Source organism: Colwellia sp. M166, assembly GCF_024585285.1.
Classification (GTDB): Bacteria; Pseudomonadota; Gammaproteobacteria; order Enterobacterales; family Alteromonadaceae; genus Cognaticolwellia.
In genome coordinates, this window is sequence record NZ_CP040755.1 from 2,903,897 (window position 1) to 2,921,488 (window position 17,592).

16 protein-coding genes are annotated in these 17,592 nt (G+C 39.1%); 9 read left to right on the forward strand and 7 right to left on the reverse strand.

The annotated features are described in order from the left end of the window. Positions 1 to 43: 43 nt before the first annotated feature. Complete coding sequence (gene sspA, locus FGD67_RS13225; RefSeq protein ID WP_257171614.1) at positions 44 to 685, forward strand: stringent starvation protein SspA; 642 nt, start codon at positions 44 to 46, stop codon at positions 683 to 685. Positions 686 to 696: 11 nt separating this feature from the next. Next, the gene (locus FGD67_RS13230; RefSeq protein ID WP_257171615.1) at positions 697 to 1,176 is read left to right on the forward strand and encodes a ClpXP protease specificity-enhancing factor; all 480 of its coding nucleotides are present in this window, start codon (positions 697 to 699) and stop codon (positions 1,174 to 1,176) included. A gap of 84 nt (positions 1,177 to 1,260) precedes the next feature. On the opposite strand, the gene hemL is transcribed toward FGD67_RS13230, so the two are convergent. Together hemL and FGD67_RS13240 are read right to left on the reverse strand one after the other, a co-directional pair. Continuing rightward, positions 1,261 to 2,544, reverse strand: a complete 1,284-nt coding sequence (hemL, locus tag FGD67_RS13235; protein WP_257171616.1) for a glutamate-1-semialdehyde 2,1-aminomutase — start codon at positions 2,542 to 2,544, stop codon at positions 1,261 to 1,263. 45 nt (positions 2,545 to 2,589) lie between these two features. Then, on the reverse strand, positions 2,590 to 3,600 hold the full coding sequence (locus FGD67_RS13240; protein WP_257171617.1) for an aspartate carbamoyltransferase: 1,011 nt from the start codon (positions 3,598 to 3,600) through the stop codon (positions 2,590 to 2,592). Positions 3,601 to 3,852: 252 nt separating this feature from the next. Here FGD67_RS13240 and FGD67_RS13245 point away from each other — a divergent pair, with 252 nt between their 5' ends. After that, entirely contained in the window at positions 3,853 to 4,722 is an 870-nt protein-coding gene (locus FGD67_RS13245; RefSeq protein ID WP_257171618.1) for a hypothetical protein, read from the forward strand. 62 nt (positions 4,723 to 4,784) lie between these two features. Here the strand turns inward: FGD67_RS13245 and hemJ are convergent, their stop codons facing one another. Both hemJ and FGD67_RS13255 read right to left on the reverse strand, forming a co-directional pair. Next, positions 4,785 to 5,216, reverse strand: coding sequence for a protoporphyrinogen oxidase HemJ (gene hemJ, locus FGD67_RS13250; protein WP_257171619.1), 432 nt, complete (start codon positions 5,214 to 5,216; stop codon positions 4,785 to 4,787). Then, positions 5,216 to 6,904 carry a chloride channel protein gene (locus tag FGD67_RS13255; protein ID WP_257171620.1) on the reverse strand — a complete coding sequence of 563 codons (1,689 nt, stop codon included), beginning with the start codon at positions 6,902 to 6,904 and terminating at the stop codon, positions 5,216 to 5,218. The genes hemJ and FGD67_RS13255 overlap by 1 nt, the downstream gene beginning before the upstream one ends. Positions 6,905 to 6,963: 59 nt before the next feature. On the opposite strand from FGD67_RS13255, the gene FGD67_RS13260 reads away from it, so the two are divergent. Together FGD67_RS13260 and erpA are read left to right on the forward strand one after the other, a co-directional pair. Further along, a complete protein-coding gene (locus FGD67_RS13260; RefSeq protein WP_257171621.1) occupies positions 6,964 to 7,707 on the forward strand; it encodes a DUF6776 family protein in 744 nt (247 codons plus the stop codon). Between the two features lie 64 nt (positions 7,708 to 7,771). Next, positions 7,772 to 8,113 carry an iron-sulfur cluster insertion protein ErpA gene (gene erpA, locus FGD67_RS13265; RefSeq protein ID WP_077283936.1) on the forward strand — a complete coding sequence of 114 codons (342 nt, stop codon included), beginning with the start codon at positions 7,772 to 7,774 and terminating at the stop codon, positions 8,111 to 8,113. Positions 8,114 to 8,421: 308 nt separating this feature from the next. Here erpA and FGD67_RS13270 read toward each other — a convergent pair whose 3' ends face one another. Further along, positions 8,422 to 8,760: a hypothetical protein gene (locus FGD67_RS13270; protein ID WP_257171622.1), complete on the reverse strand. Its 339-nt coding sequence runs from the start codon at positions 8,758 to 8,760 to the stop codon at positions 8,422 to 8,424. A 276-nt stretch (positions 8,761 to 9,036) separates the two neighbouring features. On the opposite strand from FGD67_RS13270, the gene FGD67_RS13275 reads away from it, so the two are divergent. After that, a complete protein-coding gene (locus FGD67_RS13275) occupies positions 9,037 to 9,828 on the forward strand; it encodes a haloacid dehalogenase type II (RefSeq protein ID WP_306556749.1) in 792 nt (263 codons plus the stop codon). 352 nt (positions 9,829 to 10,180) lie between these two features. Beyond that, complete coding sequence (locus FGD67_RS13280) at positions 10,181 to 11,590, forward strand: M20/M25/M40 family metallo-hydrolase (RefSeq protein WP_257171623.1); 1,410 nt, start codon at positions 10,181 to 10,183, stop codon at positions 11,588 to 11,590. 153 nt (positions 11,591 to 11,743) lie between these two features. On the opposite strand, the gene FGD67_RS13285 is transcribed toward FGD67_RS13280, so the two are convergent. Next, entirely contained in the window at positions 11,744 to 12,913 is a 1,170-nt protein-coding gene (locus FGD67_RS13285) for an HD-GYP domain-containing protein (RefSeq protein WP_257171624.1), read from the reverse strand. A 94-nt stretch (positions 12,914 to 13,007) separates the two neighbouring features. Then, positions 13,008 to 14,030, reverse strand: coding sequence for a sensor domain-containing diguanylate cyclase (locus tag FGD67_RS13290; protein WP_257171625.1), 1,023 nt, complete (start codon positions 14,028 to 14,030; stop codon positions 13,008 to 13,010). Positions 14,031 to 14,304: 274 nt separating this feature from the next. Here FGD67_RS13290 and FGD67_RS13295 point away from each other — a divergent pair, with 274 nt between their 5' ends. Together FGD67_RS13295 and rnr are read left to right on the forward strand one after the other, a co-directional pair. Then, positions 14,305 to 14,922: a tetratricopeptide repeat protein gene (locus FGD67_RS13295; protein ID WP_257171626.1), complete on the forward strand. Its 618-nt coding sequence runs from the start codon at positions 14,305 to 14,307 to the stop codon at positions 14,920 to 14,922. 136 nt (positions 14,923 to 15,058) lie between these two features. Then, complete coding sequence (gene rnr, locus FGD67_RS13300; RefSeq protein WP_257171627.1) at positions 15,059 to 17,491, forward strand: ribonuclease R; 2,433 nt, start codon at positions 15,059 to 15,061, stop codon at positions 17,489 to 17,491. The last annotated feature ends 101 nt before the right edge of the window (positions 17,492 to 17,592 follow it).

The following is a 17,592-nucleotide window of genomic DNA, read 5'->3' on the forward strand; positions in this document are numbered from 1 at the left end:
CCCCTTTGTTAGTTTTTTTAATTAAGAATTTTTTGGAGGCATTATGGCCATAGCCGCAAACAAACGCTCTGTTATGACTTTATATTCGCATGCAGATGATATGTATAGTCATCAAACCCGCATCGTGTTGGCAGAGAAGGGTGTCGGTGTTGACATCCATTTGGTTGACTTAGCCAATTTACCAGAGGATTTACTTGATTTGAATCCTTATGGCACTGTGCCGACGTTAATTGATCGTGACTTAGCACTTTATGAAGCATCAATCATTATTGAATACTTGGATGAACGTTTTCCGCATCCACCATTGATGCCAGTATATCCAGTGTCTCGCGGTCGTAGTCGTTTAATGATGTATCGTATGGAGCAAGATTGGTATAGTCTTGCGAAAACCATCTATAACGGACCTGCGGATGCTGCAGCAAAAGCCCGCCAAGAATTGAAAGAAAGTTTATTAAGTGTTGCGCCTATTTTGAATGAAGCGCCTTACTTTATGAGTGAAGAGTTTAGCTTAGTTGATTGTTACTTAGCACCGTTACTGTGGCGTTTACCTGTTATGGGTATTGAGCTTGAAGGTCAAGGTTCAAAAGAACTTAAGTCATACATGTTGAAAGTGTTTGAACGTGAGTCCTTTCAAGCGTCATTAACCGAGTCTGAGCGTGAATTACGCTTTGGCGCTCCGGTTTAAAGACGCTAGAGATGAGTAATGAGATGACATCGAACAAGCCTTATATCGTTAAGGCTTTTTATGACTGGATTTCTGATAATGGCTTAACACCTTACATTGTTGTTGATGTCAGTGTTTATGGTGTTATGGTGCCTATGTCATATGTTAACGATGGCCAAATTGTCTTGAATGTTTCAGCATCGGCGGTAGGTAGTATCGCTATGGGTGAACTATCGATTGAACTGAGTGCTCGTTTTGGTGGTAAGCTTGAGCATATGAGCGTGCCTTATGGTGCTGTAGCTGCTATTTATGCCAAAGAAAATGGTGCAGGAACATCGTTAGCGATTGAACATCCTGAGCCGGATACTATGGTTGAAAAGCTCGAGCCATCACCGATTATGTCTACGGTAAAATCTGTAGGTAATGAAACTGATACTAAGGCGTCAATTAAGCCGCAAGGTGCTCAAGCATCGAAAGCTAAAAAACCTAGCTTGTCAGTAGTGAAAAAATAGCCAAGGTTAAGTTTAATACCAACTTATTTAAGCAAACAAAAAAAGGTAAGCATCATGCTTACCTTTTTTGTTATAGTCATTCGCTTATAATTGCGCAAAACAGCGATCAGCAGCAGCTAAGGTAAACTCAATTTCCTCGTCACCATGAGCGGTTGATAAGAAGCCGGCTTCAAATGCAGAAGGAGCAAGATAAATACCTTCTTCCAGCATTAAATGAAAGAAGCGCTTGAACTTTTCACCATCACAGGCTGTTGCTTGAGCAAAGCAAGTAACGTGCTCTTCTTCAGTAAAGAAAAAGCCAAACATAGCACCAACGTAGTTAATTGATAGTGAAATGCCATTGCGCTCTGCGGCGGCTTTTAAGCCCATGGCTAGCTTTTCCGTGGCATCACTGAGCTGTTGATGTTTATTGCCTTTAGTTAACTCATTAAGTGAAGCTAAACCCGCTGCCATAGCAATAGGGTTACCGGATAATGTTCCGGCCTGATAAACAGGACCAACGGGGGCAATGTAATCCATTATTTCTTTTTTGCCACCAAATGCGCCTACTGGCATACCACCACCGATAACTTTACCTAAGGTGGTTAAATCTGGCACGATGTTATAATGTGCTTGCGCACCACCTAATGCGACACGAAAGCCGGTCATAACTTCATCAAAGATCAAAACGCTTTGGTATTGATCGCAAACGGCACGTAAGCCCTCTAAAAATCCTTCTACAGGAGGCACACAATTCATGTTTCCGGCAACGGGCTCAACAATAATACAGGCAATTTCATCGCCAAATTTAGTAAAAATTTCTTTTACTTCATCAAGATTGTTGTAACTAACTGTGAGGGTGTGTTTAGCCACATCATCAGGAATTCCTGGTGAGCTAGGTACGCCCATTGTTAGCATGCCAGAGCCGGCTTTTACTAATAGCGAGTCAGCATGACCATGGTAACAACCTTCAAACTTCAATATTTTATCACGGCCAGTAAAACCACGAGCAAGTCTTATGGCACTCATAGTGGCCTCAGTACCTGAGCTGACCATGCGCAGTTTTTCCATTGAAGGCACGATTTCACGCACCTTCTCTGCCATGGTTATTTCTAATTCTGTTGGCGCACCAAAACTCAGGCCATTTTGTGCAGTTTCAATAACCGCTTGAAGAATAGCGGGATGATTATGGCCTAAAATCATGGGTCCCCATGAACCAACATAGTCGACATACTTTTTGCCTTCAGCATCGAAAACATAAGCGCCTTGAGCTTTTTTAATAAACACTGGCGTACCACCGACACCATTAAAGGCACGAACCGGCGAATTTACACCGCCGGGAATAATATCTTGGGCTGCATTAAATAACTGCTGTGAATTTTTTGTCATAATATTCTACTCGTTGTTAACGTAATCTATCTATTAAGATTGAAATCAGTATTTGTTGGTGTGCCAAGTGACAGGCTTTTCATAATGACTAAGTCTATTCTCAACACCTAAACTTAAGGCAAATAACGCCATACGAACCAGTACGCCATTTTGTGCTTGTCGAAATATGGCTAAATTATCTAAATCATTTAGATCAATATCGAGCTCATTAGCTTCAGCACGAGAATCTCGCGGTAATGGATGCATTATTACGGTATGTTTGTGGCAGTATTGCTGGTAAACCGTTTTGTTTAAGCTGAAATGGCCTCGGTATAAATCGGCTTCATCCTTACTGGCAAAACGCTCTTGTTGAATACGCGTCTGATAGATAACATCACAAGCTAAATGGCCTTCGATTTTGTCAGCCATCACTACTTGATGTCCAGCATCAGATAAAGTAGCAACAACACTATCTGGCATTTGTAATGCTTGGGGGGCAATCATAGTAACTTTTATATTGTTGTATAAGCTCAATAACTTTGATAATGAATGTACTGTTCTACCATGTTTTAAATCACCCATTAAAACGATATTTAAGCCATCTAAGCCCATGTCGTAGCGCGCCATTTCAGACTGGATAGTAAATAAATCAAGTAATGCTTGGGTTGGGTGTTCATTAGCACCATCACCACCGTTGATCACGGGAACACTGCTGCCTTTGGCAAACTCTGCAACTGAGTGCATTGTTGGATGTCGCATGGTAATAACGTCGGAATAACCACTAATGACACGGGCAGTGTCAAATAAAGATTCACCTTTTGACAGTGAAGAGTTCTCCTGACCAACGGTTTCTCGGACAAAACCACCTAATAAATTAAAAGCGGTACCAAAGCTGACACGAGTACGAGTACTCGGCTCAAAGAATAAGTTACTTAATATGGCACCTTCAAGCACATGGCAACGTTTTTTTCGCATGGCGTAGGGTGCCATTAAGGTTGAGATCTCTAAAATACGGGAAATACTCTCTCTATCGAATTGTGATACAGATAGGATATGGTTGCCTTCAAATTTCATCATAGGTAATGCCTAAATTATTGCAATCATTAGCAAGGTAGAGAATTTTCGCACCTTGGTTGTTTTCATCGTTTTGTCGGTTATTGCTTTTGAGTCAACAACCAAATTTGCTGCGAAATATAGCACAAAAGTTAAATGCTGAGAATGTATTATCTTGATTTGAAGTAACAAAATAGGCTAAGTTTAGCCATGAGGTAAATATCCGTACACTAGAGTGTTAGTTGCAGTGATTAAAGAAGTTAGGGATTGATTAATATGCGGATGTTACTAATATCACCACTACTAATTGTTATGCTGATCAGTAGTATGTGTGCAGATGCTACTGATGTGGTCCGTTATAACATTTCTGAGACCTACCCTGAGGCCAAACAAGCGTATTATATTGATTTACTGACCTTGATCTTAGCAGCTTCAAGCGAGCAATATGGCGACTTTAAACTGAGCCCAGTGCTCTTAGATATGTCACAAGGTAGAGCTTCCGCTATGCTGCAGCAAGGGCGAACTATTGATGTTGCTTGGCGCATGACATCGCAAGCCTTAGAGCAAGATCTGCAGGCGATCTATATACCATTATTAAAAGGTCTTATGGGAGTGCGTATTGCTGTTATTCGTAAAAGTGATAGCGCCATTTTTTCATCTGATGTAACGCTCGATAAATTAAAGAAAATGTCACTTGGTCAAGGCTACGATTGGCCTGATAGCGATATTTTACGTGCAAATGGTTTTGATGTGATTGAAGGGCGGGGATTTTCATTGTTAACCATGCTAGAAAAACACCGTTTTGATTATTTTCCTAGAGCGATACATGAACCTTGGTTGGAGATAGCGGATAAGGAGCACTTAGCGGTTGAACAACATTTTTTATTAAGGTATCCAGCACCAATGTATTTTTTTACTAAGAAAGAAAATCGTCGTCTGGCACAGAGAATAGAATACGGTTTTACTCGCATAGTTGACTCGGGGGCATTTGAACAATTTTTTTTTCAGCACCCAGTAACACAAAATATGTTTCTAAAAGCCAATTTGCCACAACGTAAGGTTTTTATGTTAGATAACCCTTTATTATCAGATAAAAGTCGAGCGATATTGAGCAATAAATCATTGTGGCTAGACTGCTTTCACTAGGGGCTGTTGATCTTTCAATTTATAGCAGAGGCTAAAATAAAAGCTTAACAGACCCTAGCGGTTTAAAACGGTTTTACATAAGCTAGTATGATAACAACAAATAATATAATGACAGGTATCTCATTAAAAAATCGATAAAACTTACCTGAACGAGTATTTTTGTCGGCGGCAAATGTTTTGACTAATTTAAAACAATAACCATGATAAATAAGTAATAGCACAACGAGTGTGATTTTTATATGTAGCCACTTTGCCGCGACAAACCATGGGTAACCATATTGATAAATAATTGCGATGCCCAATAAAACCGTAAAAATAGCAAAGGGCGTGACAAAGAAGAGTAATCGACGTTCCATGCCCTTAAGTTGTTGGTGTACTAATGGCTCATTTGATTCGGCGTGGTTAACAAAAATGCGTGGTAAATAAAAAATACCCGCAAACCACGCGACCATAAAAATCACATGAAATGCTTTAAGCCAAAGAATGCTATTCATTAGTTAGTTTTTCCTTTCAATAAATAAGAACGAATGGTATCAAAGGGTATTATACCCATAATTTCATTTGGATTATCTTGATATATATACACTCCGCCAGCTCTTTTCTTTACCAGTAATAAATAGGCTTCGGCTAATGTCGATTGACTATGTAGTGGGATCAGAGTGTGCTTTTCTATTGTCGGTTTAGCGTCAATTTTGATTCGGCTGGCTTGATAAAAAACAAACTGTGTTGACTCATCAGGCTGAATTAATTGACAAATAACGTGCTGCTGTGAGGTTTGATTTGATAATAGCTCAGTAATTGAATCCTCATCAGCTTGCTGCAATAAGGTAATATTTTCTTCCATTACGCCAATAACGCCGATGCGCTGTAAGGACTTTTCAATTGGTGGCCGGCGATATGCCAAGCCTTGAACTTCTAACTGCAAGATAAAAATTGAACGGTTACCAAAAAATTGCCCAGAAGCAATACAAGCACTAGTGATAACAATCATTGCCGGAATAATAATTTCAATTTGATTAGAAAGCTCTACCACACAAAGTAGTGCAGCTAAGGGAGCATTGAGTGTTGCCGCCATAAAACCAGCCATACCCATTAAGGCAAAATCGCTGGCAGAAATATCGCCGGCCATAAAATGCACTGCGATCATGGAGCCACACGTACCGGCAATGGCGCCAATACCTAAAATAGGGCCAATAATGCCTCCAGGTATCCCTAAACCAAGCGCCATAATAGTCATGATCATTTTGGCTATTAATAAGCCGATTAATAGCTGTAATTCGACATTATTTTGTAGAGAGAAATTTATTGCACTTAGGTCAGTACCCATGGCATAAGGCACGGCGTAGCCAAGTGCGCCAGTAATAAATGCTGCGGTAAGTATACGGGGAACAATATGAAAGCGCGCACTGTGCTTGATCACCAATATTAAATAACGATTAAAGACAAAGGCAATCACACCCAAGGCAATACCGAGTAAGGCCAATATTAAATAATGGTCTTTGGTTAATGTTATCACGCTGAAATAACCAAATTCATGGTTTGGCCCAAAAATGCTACTGGTGGTCATTGAACCGACAATGGCAGCAATCATTACTGGGATAAAGATATGAACTTTATATTCACGTAAAATAACTTCCATAACAAATAATACAGCCGCTACCGGGGTATTGAAACAAGCGGCTATACCAGCAGCAATACCACAAGCACTTAAGCTGCGAATAGCGTTGTAAGGTAAATTCAACTTATTACCTATATAGCTGCTGCATGCCGCACCTAAGTGTACCGCAGGACCTTCTCTACCAACTGAGAAACCAGCAGCAAGTGCTATGGTACTACCAATAAATTGATTGATAGTATTACGTAAAGGCATAACGCCATTGGCAATTTTTAAGCGATGTAAAACATAGGGAATACCACTACGGATATATTTGTAACCGGTTAACCAAGCAAAGAAGAGGATAATAACCGCGCCAATAATTGGTAATTGGAAACGACTTAAAGCCGTTAAGCTGTTATAATTGTCTTTCTCGCGTAGAAAGAATAACTGAATGCCTTCGATGGCAAAAATAAATAACACAACTAACAAAGCAGATGCAAAACCACCAATTGCAGCTAATAAACAGAGTTGCCATGATGTTTGTGGTAGCGCAAGGCGCTTTTTTAGCTGGACTATTGTCTTCATATTGAGTTATTTTTATTGGGCATACTTACAGACCTTTTGGATATCATAATACTTTTCAAATGAATTGGTTAGCAAAAATAAATCTCAGTACTATGGTAATGCGCTTGGGGGCATTTCGCTCGGCAATTTTGCTATTAGCAATTGTTGTCATTTCATTATTTTGTGGCTATCGGTTAGGTAATTTCTATCATAGTTATCAAAATCAGACTTTAGCGCAGCAACAAGCACGATTAGATTTCCTCTATCAGCAATTAGTTGAAAAAACCAAACGCATTAATACACTCGATGTTGAGCTGGAAGTTGAGCGTATGGCCAATCAACGCAGCCAAAAAATGTTAAAATCTATTGAGCAAGAGCACTTTCAAGTTAAAAAAGAGTTGGCGTTTTATGAAAAAGTTATGGCACCAGAAAAAGCGGCGAATGGCTTAGTGATTGATAATGTCAACTTAACCAAAACAGAAAGTCCGTTTCACTATCGTTTTCAAGTGGTGTTAGTCCAACAGTTATTACGTAAACGCTACGCGAAAGGTTTTATCGAGCTATCGATTAACGGCAGTTTAGATAATAAACCGACCCGTATTCCATTATCGGAATTATCAACACTAACAAAGAAAGATTTATCCTTTAGTTTTCAATATTTTCAGGTCATTAATGGCGAGTTAACCTTACCTGATAACTTTATTCCTGAAAGCATTAATGTGGCAGCAATTTTGCCAAAGGGTAAATGGCAGGAATACAATCGCATTGATCAGAGCCAAGCTTGGTTGAAAATTATTGATAATAATTCACAGAGTTCACCATAATACTTGATTAAAACAGTCAAGTTTAAGATAATCGTCCTAGTTCATTCGTTTTAAGTTGAGTTTTATGTCAAATCCTGAATTACCTATTAAATTTTCGGACGCTGCTGCGACTAAAGTATTGTCGTTGATCACGGAAGAAGAGAATCCAGAGTTGAAGTTGCGTGTTTACGTTACAGGCGGTGGTTGCTCGGGCTTTTCGTATGGTTTTACCTTTGATGAAAAAGTCAATGATGGTGATATGACCATTGTAAAAAAAGGTGTCACTATGGTTATTGACCCGATGAGCTTACAGTATTTAGTTGACGGTGAAGTTGACTACGTAGAAGGCTTAGAAGGTAGTCGATTTTTGGTTAATAACCCAAATGCTACAACAACATGTGGTTGTGGATCTTCTTTCTCTATTTAATTAATTGACCCTAGTTAATCAAAAAATCCAACAGCATGTTGATTAAAAGGATGCTAACTCCTGATTTGATATTTAGATGAATCTTACGGTAGTCGTTTTGTATAAAATATCATTACCGTTTAGCTAGGCTGCCAAAGTGATTGATATTGTCACTTTAATCACCAAGCAAACTTTAAATCGTTAATATTTTTTATTAAGCATCTGTTTGACCATATTTATCTCAATAATACCAGTGATGATTAATTTGGCTGTAGTGACTGGATTTATTTAGCCACTGCAGCGTAAATTGGATGAATAGTTTGTCTACACTATTCAGTTAACTCAACGATATCCCTTATTTTAATGGCAATGTTATTAGCTTTTATACTGATATAATTAGCTTTGTCTTCAGCGTTAATCACCGTTTTACCAACGACTTGGTATGAATAAAGCGGCTCTCCTTCAAGTACTGTATTAGTCGGAAGCAGTCTGCGTACCGTGATAGCCTTTCCTGGCAATGTTGAAGTGTCAGCAGCTATGTAAACACTTGCATTATCATCATTAACAGAAATAACTTTTCCTGATGTTATGTCATTGTGACTTGCACAAGCGGTAGTGACAATTATAAACACTAGGGACAAAGTTAATTTTACAGATTTACTGAACATTTTATTTCTCATTTGCTTGCAATTTAAAGGATGATAAAAATATCTTCTTCGATTCGTATTGCTTTTTTCAAGCGGTTAGAAAAGCAGCTAATAATTTTATACCTATCGGAACATATTTAATTTATAATGTACCAAATGGTACATTTGTGCTCAAGCGCAATCATGCTGGGGTTACAAATTCGAACATCATCTAATATCCCTTGAATAAATCACTCTAAAGGTCAGTTTGCAATTTTTACTCGTAATATCTGATCAATTTTTATAGGCAAAATCAATATGACTAAAATTAAACTCTTAATCCTCACTGTAATAATGGCATTCAATGTTATGCCAGTAATCTCACCCATGGCACAAGCGCAGGAAGTGCAGACTAAACTTTTCGCTAAACCGAAAGTCATTTTTTTTGATGTCAATGAAACACTATTGGATTTAAATAATGTCTCTAAATCAATTGCTAGCGCATTAGGTGGCAGGGAAGACCTAGTACCTTATTGGTTTACTACCATGTTGCATTACTCGTTGGTGGCAAATGTAACAGGTCAGTACCATAGCTTTGTGGAAATAGGCATTGCGTCTTTAGAGATGATTGCAAAGCAAAAGAACATTCCTTTAACTCCTCAACAAGCAAGCGCTGCAGTATTAACACCGTTTAGAGATCTAGCGCCACATAAAGATGTTGTCGAAGGCTTAAAGCGACTTCGTGCGTTGGGCTATACACTTATCACGTTAACTAATTCATCAGATGCCGGTATTGCAGCTCAACTTAAAAATGCTAACCTAGCACAATATTTTGATGGTTCACTTACAGTACAAAATTTAGCGACATTTAAGCCGGAGCTAAAAGTTTATCACTGGGCACAGCAGCAAATGAATATTGCTCCAAAAGACGCTATGTTAATTGCTGCTCATGCTTGGGATATTGCTGGCGCAGAAAAAGCCGGATGGAAAACAGGCTTTATTATGCGTCCTGGTAAGGCACTTTATCCATTAGCTGGTACGCCAGATATTATCGGGCGAGATCTAATTGAGTTGGTTGAGCAACTAGAATTAAAAACCAACACTGATTAAATGATTTGCTTTGATATATATTTAACAAGTTTCTCACATGGATGTGAGTTATTAGCACAACGCAGGGCGCCGTTGTCGATAAAATCATGTTCGGCAATCAATGGCTTGCCTCTAAGCCTTTAAACTCTCGTTAAAAAGAGTACTTTCTTAGACTGATCGGTATTATTGATTTTGAGCTTTTAAAAAACACTGAACATAAAAACCTGCACACTTGCTCTTATTCTATCTTTATAGAAAGTTATCCTTGCTGAGCGCTGAAAAATCAGGGAACTGATTGCAAGTTAATCCGCTTTTATAGATACTTAGCGGCAATTATTCAGTAAATAGTTAAATAATAGCCTTAAGGTAAACCATGAAGCCAAAAATGAAAATTATTGCTAGCACTTGTTTAGCTGTATGTATGAGTGTTGGAAGTTTTTTTGTTGCCGCACAACAATTAAATGTTGAACAACAAGCACAATTAAATGAATTGAAAGCTACTACGCTAAAATCTGACTTGTCTTATCAATTAATTGAATCATTAACCACAGAAGTAGGTCATCGCTTAATGGGCTCTGATGGCGATAAAAAATCGATTGTTTGGGCCGTTGATAAGATGAAAGCCTTAGGCTTTGATAAAGTTTGGACCGAGGAAGTTACCGGTAGCTATTGGTTACGTGGCGAAGCAAAAGCACGCATTATTGCACCATATCCGCATGACGTTGTGGTATTGGCACTAGGTGGTAGTATTGGTACTGAGCAAGCAGGTCTTACGGCAAATATTGCACACTTTGAAACTTTTGCGGATTTAAAAGCGGCAAAAGATAATAGCTTGCACGGAAAAATTGCTTTTGTTTCTTATCAGATGGAACGCCATATTGATGGTAAAGGCTATGGTCCTGCCGTAGGCACACGGGTTAATGGTGCTGTTGTTGCGGCACAAAAAGGCGCGTCGGCATTGGTAATGCGCTCGGTGGGTACAGATAATAATCGTACCGCTCACACTGGAGTGATGCGTTATGATGATAAGGTACAAAAAATTCCTGCTGCAACTTTATCTAACCCAGACGCTGACTTATTAGTTAATCAACTTAAGCGTGGTGGTGAGGTAAGTATGTACTTGCAGATGACGGCTAGAACGGACACTGAGGTGTTGGCAACATCAGCGAATGTTATTGGAGAGTTTACGGGTAGTGAATTACCTGAAGAAATTGTTGCTTTAGGTGCCCATCTAGACAGTTGGGATGTGGGTACGGGGGCACTAGATGACGGTTTAGGTATCGGTATGGTTATGGCGGCCGCACATTATATTGGCCAATTACCTAAACGTCCAAAACGTACCATTCGTGTGATCTTATTTGCGGCTGAAGAAGTTGGCTTATTAGGGGCCAAGCAGTATGTCAAAGTACATAAAGATAATATGCCTGCACATGTTATTGGTGCTGAGTGGGATTTTGGTATTGGTCGTATTTATAAAATGACTCCAGGTGTTGGCGCACAGTCGTTAAATGCCGTGCGCGAATTAGCACAATATTTAGCTCCTCTGGGTGTCGCCCTTTCGCCTGATAACAATGCGAAAGGACAATCAGATATGAGTGCGCTGAGCAATGAAGGTATGCCAAGCATTAAATTTTCACCTGACGGTGCTAACTATTTTGATTATCATCACACGGAAAATGATACTTTGGACAAAGTTGAACCAGAAGCACTGAAAGTAAATACGGCTATTTATGCTATGTATGCTTACTTTGCAGCACAAGTTCAGGTCGACTTTAGAAAGTAGCAGCGTACCGTGCTTTATACCCATACCAGCTCAAGATGAGGGTTCAGCTGAATCTCGGCTTTTGACGTGGCATGGGTATATATTAAGAAACTAAGTTTGAACATTAACACTGAATGATAAATAATTTTGTTGTCTGATGGACTGTGCTCGTGATTAACCTTCCAATAAGAGAAACTCGATAATTCGATTCATATCTAAATTGAACTCTTTAGCCTTAACGCCTCGTATAATAAAATCCGCTTCTTTCGCTAAATTAATATCTTTTGCCATAATATATCGTTGTTTTTCAATGCTATAAAAACAACGCACCTTTGGGTTGATAGGATCATCTTGATTGCGACTTTCAACTATTGCCAAGCGGTGTGAGTTCAGTTCTACTAAGGTACCGACCGGATATACACCTAAACACTTGATAAACAAATCAACTAGTCTTGGCATAAGTTTGCCCTGAAAGGCTAGCTCTCTTAAAATGCTAAATGCCTTAATATGACTGTAGCTGTCCTTATAACAGCGATCTGCGGTTAGCGCGTCAAAAACATCACAAATTGCAATCATGGCGCCATAATTTGAAATGTCAGTTTGTTTTAGGTTGAATGGATAGCCAGAGCCATCTAAGCGCTCGTGATGCACTGCGGCAACTTCCAAGCTCAGTGGTGAAATTTTTGGTATTGCTTTAATGATATCAATGGAATAATTTACATGCTGTTGAATGAGTCGATATTCTTCTGCTGTAAGCTTCCCAGCTTTATTAAGGATTTGATCGGGGATTTTGATTTTACCAACGTCATGCAAAAATGCGCCGATAGCAAGTTGTTGAATAATTTTCCGATCCATTTTTAAAAAGCGCGCAAAAACAGTCATTAATACCGAAACAGAAACGGAGTGCTCTAGTAAATATTCATTTTTATTACGAATGTTAATGACGCAAACTAATGCGTCAGGGTTTTTGAATATTGCTGCGATAGTTTGCTTTGTGGCATCGATGATGGGGCCAATATCTATTGTCCGACCGTATTTTACATCGAGAAATACTTGCTGTTGAAGCTTTTTAGCTTCATTAAAAAGCTTTTTAGCTTTAGTGACTTCAAGGATCACCGGCCCTGATTGCTTATGTAGCTCGGGGATGGGAACACTGAGTGCATCATCAATGGTTTTGGTGCTGTCAATTAACAGCGATATAACCCCTTTAGCTTTTAGATTGCTAATAACGGTGTGGTTTTTAATATGACCAGCGCGAGTTAAGTTATAAGTCCCGTGTTGTTCGACAATATCGACAACAAAGTGACCTTTTTTTAAGTCGCTAATACTGATTTTTATGATCATAATACGATTAGATAAACACCGTTAATAGTCGCTAGTGGTTAGGGGGTTCTATGCTTATAATCCAATATAGTGTATTTTGACTGCGCAAGTATTTTTATAGTTTAAATACCATACCATTACTGGCTTTTTTATTGGCGTACAAACGCTTATCAGCGGCTCTTAATAGTTCATCCATGGTTTGCTTGCCGTCGCTTTCTGCTGCACCACAGCTAATACTGATCGGTAAACGAATATCTTGATATCGCATAGGATTGCTATTAAAAAATTGACATAAACGCTCACCGGCTTGTTCCGCCTCGGGTAGGGTTTGGCTTGCAAGCACCACAACGAATTCATCGCCAGCATAACGAAAGCATTTATCATTTTCTCGTACTAACTCTTGTAACTGACTGGCTACATAGGTAAGCACTTTGTCTCCACAGCCATGGCCATAAGTATCATTAATAGCTTTGAATTTATTGCAATCAATAAATAGTACTGAAAAGGGCACGCCATAACGGCGTTGACGGATCAGCTCTTCACCTAAGCAAACTTCCATTAATCGTCTATTAGCTGCACCGGTTAAGCGATCATAATGCGCCATGTATTGAAGCTGTTCTCGGATCAGCACATTGGATAAACAAAGACTAACTTTGACGGCGAGTTGCTCTAAATGAAATGTGCCTAGCTTATGGTGAAAACGAGCCGATGCTTTGTCAGTAAATAATAAACTACCAAATAATTTACCTTCTAAGGATAATGGCGTCAAAGCGACAGATTTAGCATCAGCCAGTAATGCTGCCGGTATGATGTTATCGAGCTGCTTCAGTTGATTGCTGAGGAAGGGCTTTTTATTTGAATGTAATAGCGTTAATTTTTCTACAGAAATTTGTTTGGTGTATTTTTTATGCCAATGAGATTGTAAGTTACCGTTGATTAAATAACTTAATGGGGTTGGCTCGGCCAGTAAGAGTGAAATGCTGGATAATTGAAATTTTACTTGAATTAAGTCTAATAAACGTTGCAACAGCTCTTCACTTGATTGACAAGCTAAAATTTCTGTTTCAATTTCAAATAATTTACGCGCAATATCTTCGTTTGCTTTTGAATTTTCAATTAATTGCTGAATGTGTGACATTTAACACGCCTTACTGCTCAAGTCTTCGCCATTGTTATATTTTATTCTAGCGAGTGCAAGTGATATGTTTAAGCACGCTTTTTTACTTTCAACTCGATAATAATACGCTAAATTAGCAAACTATTTTATTTGATTGGTATTATATTTGCATAGGATTTAGTTGTTAGATCTTTATAACAGCCTATGCCAATAAATTAGCATTAAAGTTATTGTGCTAGCTTGACGATATAACCTATAGCGCCATTATAATTACACTCAAATGCAAAGAGGCATTATGCAACGAATACTTATCACCATTTTATTTACAATAATTCATGTTGTTAGCGTTTCAGCTGCAGAATTGACCGCGGTACAAATCTACAGTGATAACGTATTACTGGATCTCATTAAAGAGAATAAGCACTTAAGCCAAGTGGTTATTGATGATTGCCAATTGGTACAAGATATTGAAGCCCGTGCTGTTAAATCTCAAATGCCTTCTTATCAATTTCTTTGGGGTGATATGCTTGCTTATGGCGTTTGTGTGAAAAAAGATGTGCCCTTGGGGCTACATTATATGCAAGCTTCTGCCGATCAGGGCTTGTCTGAAGCGTTAGAACAGCTGGGGCGTTATTACCATGTTGGTAAATTTGTTCAGGCGGATATTAATCAAGCGATTCTATTTTTAAAAGAATCAGCGGCCTTAAACAATTTAAAAGCACAACTGAGATTAGCGAACATTTATTTATCCGGCGATGGTAGCCCGTTAGATTTTCCACAACTGTACGTACAGTTGCATCAATCAGTGACTGATGATAAAAAAAACCATAAAGTTATTACTTCAAAGCTAAGTAAATTGGCCGAAAAAATGCCTGAACGGGTAGTTAATGCCGCTAAAAGCGGAAAATATTAGCCAGTTAACTTGCTTGGCCTATAAGCTGAACTGACTCGCATCGCTTGTTAATATCATTATCTCACTGCATTTTTAAGTAGGTTGGGTATGGCGTTGATCTAAGATATACTAAACAAAAAACCATTATAGAATAAAAGTGACCGAAAAAGACCCACACCAACAGCGAGAAGCTGACAAATACGATAAGCCCGTAGCAAGCCGTGAATTGCTATTGTCGTTGATCGAAAAATCAAACATCCCACCCACCTTTAAGTCTATTGTTAAGCAATTACAATATACTGATGAAGATATGTTGGTTGGTGTAAAACACCGCTTACGCGCTATGGAAAATAGTGGTCAAATTGTTTTTAATAAATTTAAACAATATGCCATTGCTAACCGTCGAGATGTTTTAACCGGGAAAGTGATTGGTCATAGAGACGGTTTTGGTTTTTTTGCTCCGGATAATGGTGATAAAGATTTCTATATTTCTTCTTACGAAATGAAGCGCGTGATTCACGGTGACATTGTTGAAGCAATATTAATTGATCGCACTGACCGTAAAGGTCGCAAAGAAGTTAAAATATTGGATGTGATTGTGCCGCGTAAAGCCGGTGTGGTTGGGCGTTTTTACGTTGACCATCATATCGCCTGTGTTGTACCAGATGATGCTCGTATTCAGCAAGATATTCTCATCCAACCAGATAAAAAATTAGCTGCTCGTCATGGTCAAGTCGTGGTGGTTAATGTTATTCAAAGGCCAACAAAACGTTCAAATGCGGTAGGCGAAGTCATTGAAGTACTTGGTGAGCATATGGCACCGGGCATGGAAATTGAAATAGCCTTGCGCGAGCATGATCTTCCTTATCAGTTTTCCCCTGAGGTGATTGCCGAAGTTAGTGGTATTGCTGATGAAGTTGAAGAGTCGGCAAAAGCGCCAAGAATTGATCTGCGAGATTTACCGTTAGTTACTATTGATGGCGAAGATGCTCGTGACTTTGATGATGCGGTATATTGTCGACCTAATGCTACGGGTGGTTGGACGTTATGGGTTGCTATCGCCGATGTCAGTTATTATGTTCGGAATAAAACAGCATTAGATGATGAAGCGATTGCTCGTGGCAATTCGGTTTACTTTCCTAGTCAAGTTATTCCAATGCTACCGGAAAAACTCTCCAATGGACTTTGTTCGTTAAATCCTGATGTTGATCGTCTTTGCATGGTTTGTGAAATGACCATCAGTGCAGCGGGCGAGCTATCTGACGCTAAGTTTTATCCGTCAGTGATGCGCTCTAAAGCTCGCTTTACCTATAGTAAGGTTGCGACTATTTTAGGCGTAAATCCTGAACAAAAAGATGAAGACTATCGTACTGAGTTACGCACACAGTACCAAGCATTAGTGCCTGATTTAGAAAATCTCAATAAAATGTATCAAGTGCTAACGGCGGCTCGTACTAAGCGCGGCGCGATTGCCTTTGAAACGACTGAATCTCAATTTTTGTTTAACAGTAATCGAAAAATAGAATCTATTGTTGCTATGGTGCGTAACGACGCACATAAAATCATTGAAGAATGTATGATTTTAGCCAATGTTGCGACCGCAGAGTTTATTGAAAAACATAAAAAACCTGGCTTGTTCCGAGTGCATGATAAACCGAGTGAAGATAAATATAATAATTTTATCAGTTATGTAAATGAGTTAGGACTAGATTTATCTTCTATGGGTGAGCGTAAAGCTCAACCAGAGCCGAAAGATTATTGTCATATTTTAGAAAAAATTGCCGGACGTCCAGATTATGAACTGATCCAGACCATGCTTTTACGTTCAATGCGCCAAGCGGTTTATCAAAGTGATAATATCGGTCATTTTGGTCTTGCCTTACCGTCTTATAGTCACTTTACTTCACCGATACGTCGTTACCCTGATTTAGTGGTTCACCGTGTTATTAAAGCTATTTTAGATGAGCAAGCGCAAAATGAAGCTAATGCCGGCGGGCATTGTTACACACCCGAAGCCGTTATTGAGCTGGGTGAACATTGCTCGATGACAGAGCGCCGTGCGGATGATGCTACTCGAGATGTCTCTGATTGGCTAAAATGCGAATACATGCAGGATCATATTGGCGACACGTTTACTGGCGTAATTTCAACGGTAACTAATTTTGGTTTATTTGTCCGTTTAGCTGATTTGCATATTGAAGGCTTAGTGCATATTACCTCGTTAGGACATGACTATTATCACTTTGATGATGTCCGGATGTGCTTGTCTGGAGAGAATACCGGCGCTAAATATCGTATTGGCGATACCGTGGAAGTACAAGTAGCAGCAGTTAACCTTGATGAGAAAAAAATTGATTTATCATTGGCCGGTGAAAATGCTGTACTTAAACGCGCTAAGCCACTAAAAAAAGGCAAAAGTTCAGATAAGCATAAACGTGGCAAACATGTGGATGGTAAATCAACAATAACAAGTGATAAAACTAAAATCGCCAAACCTGGTGCTAAAGCAAGTGCGAAAACTAGCACTAAAGCGAGCAAAAAGAAGGCGAGAAAAAAGCGTCCAGGTAAGAATGCGCGTAAAGCAACTTAGTAACCTACACAAATGAAGCCAGTAAACCTACTTTGACAAAACAGCTGTAAACAAAAACGTTACAGCTGTTTTATCAACTAACCGATTTAATAGAGAAAGAA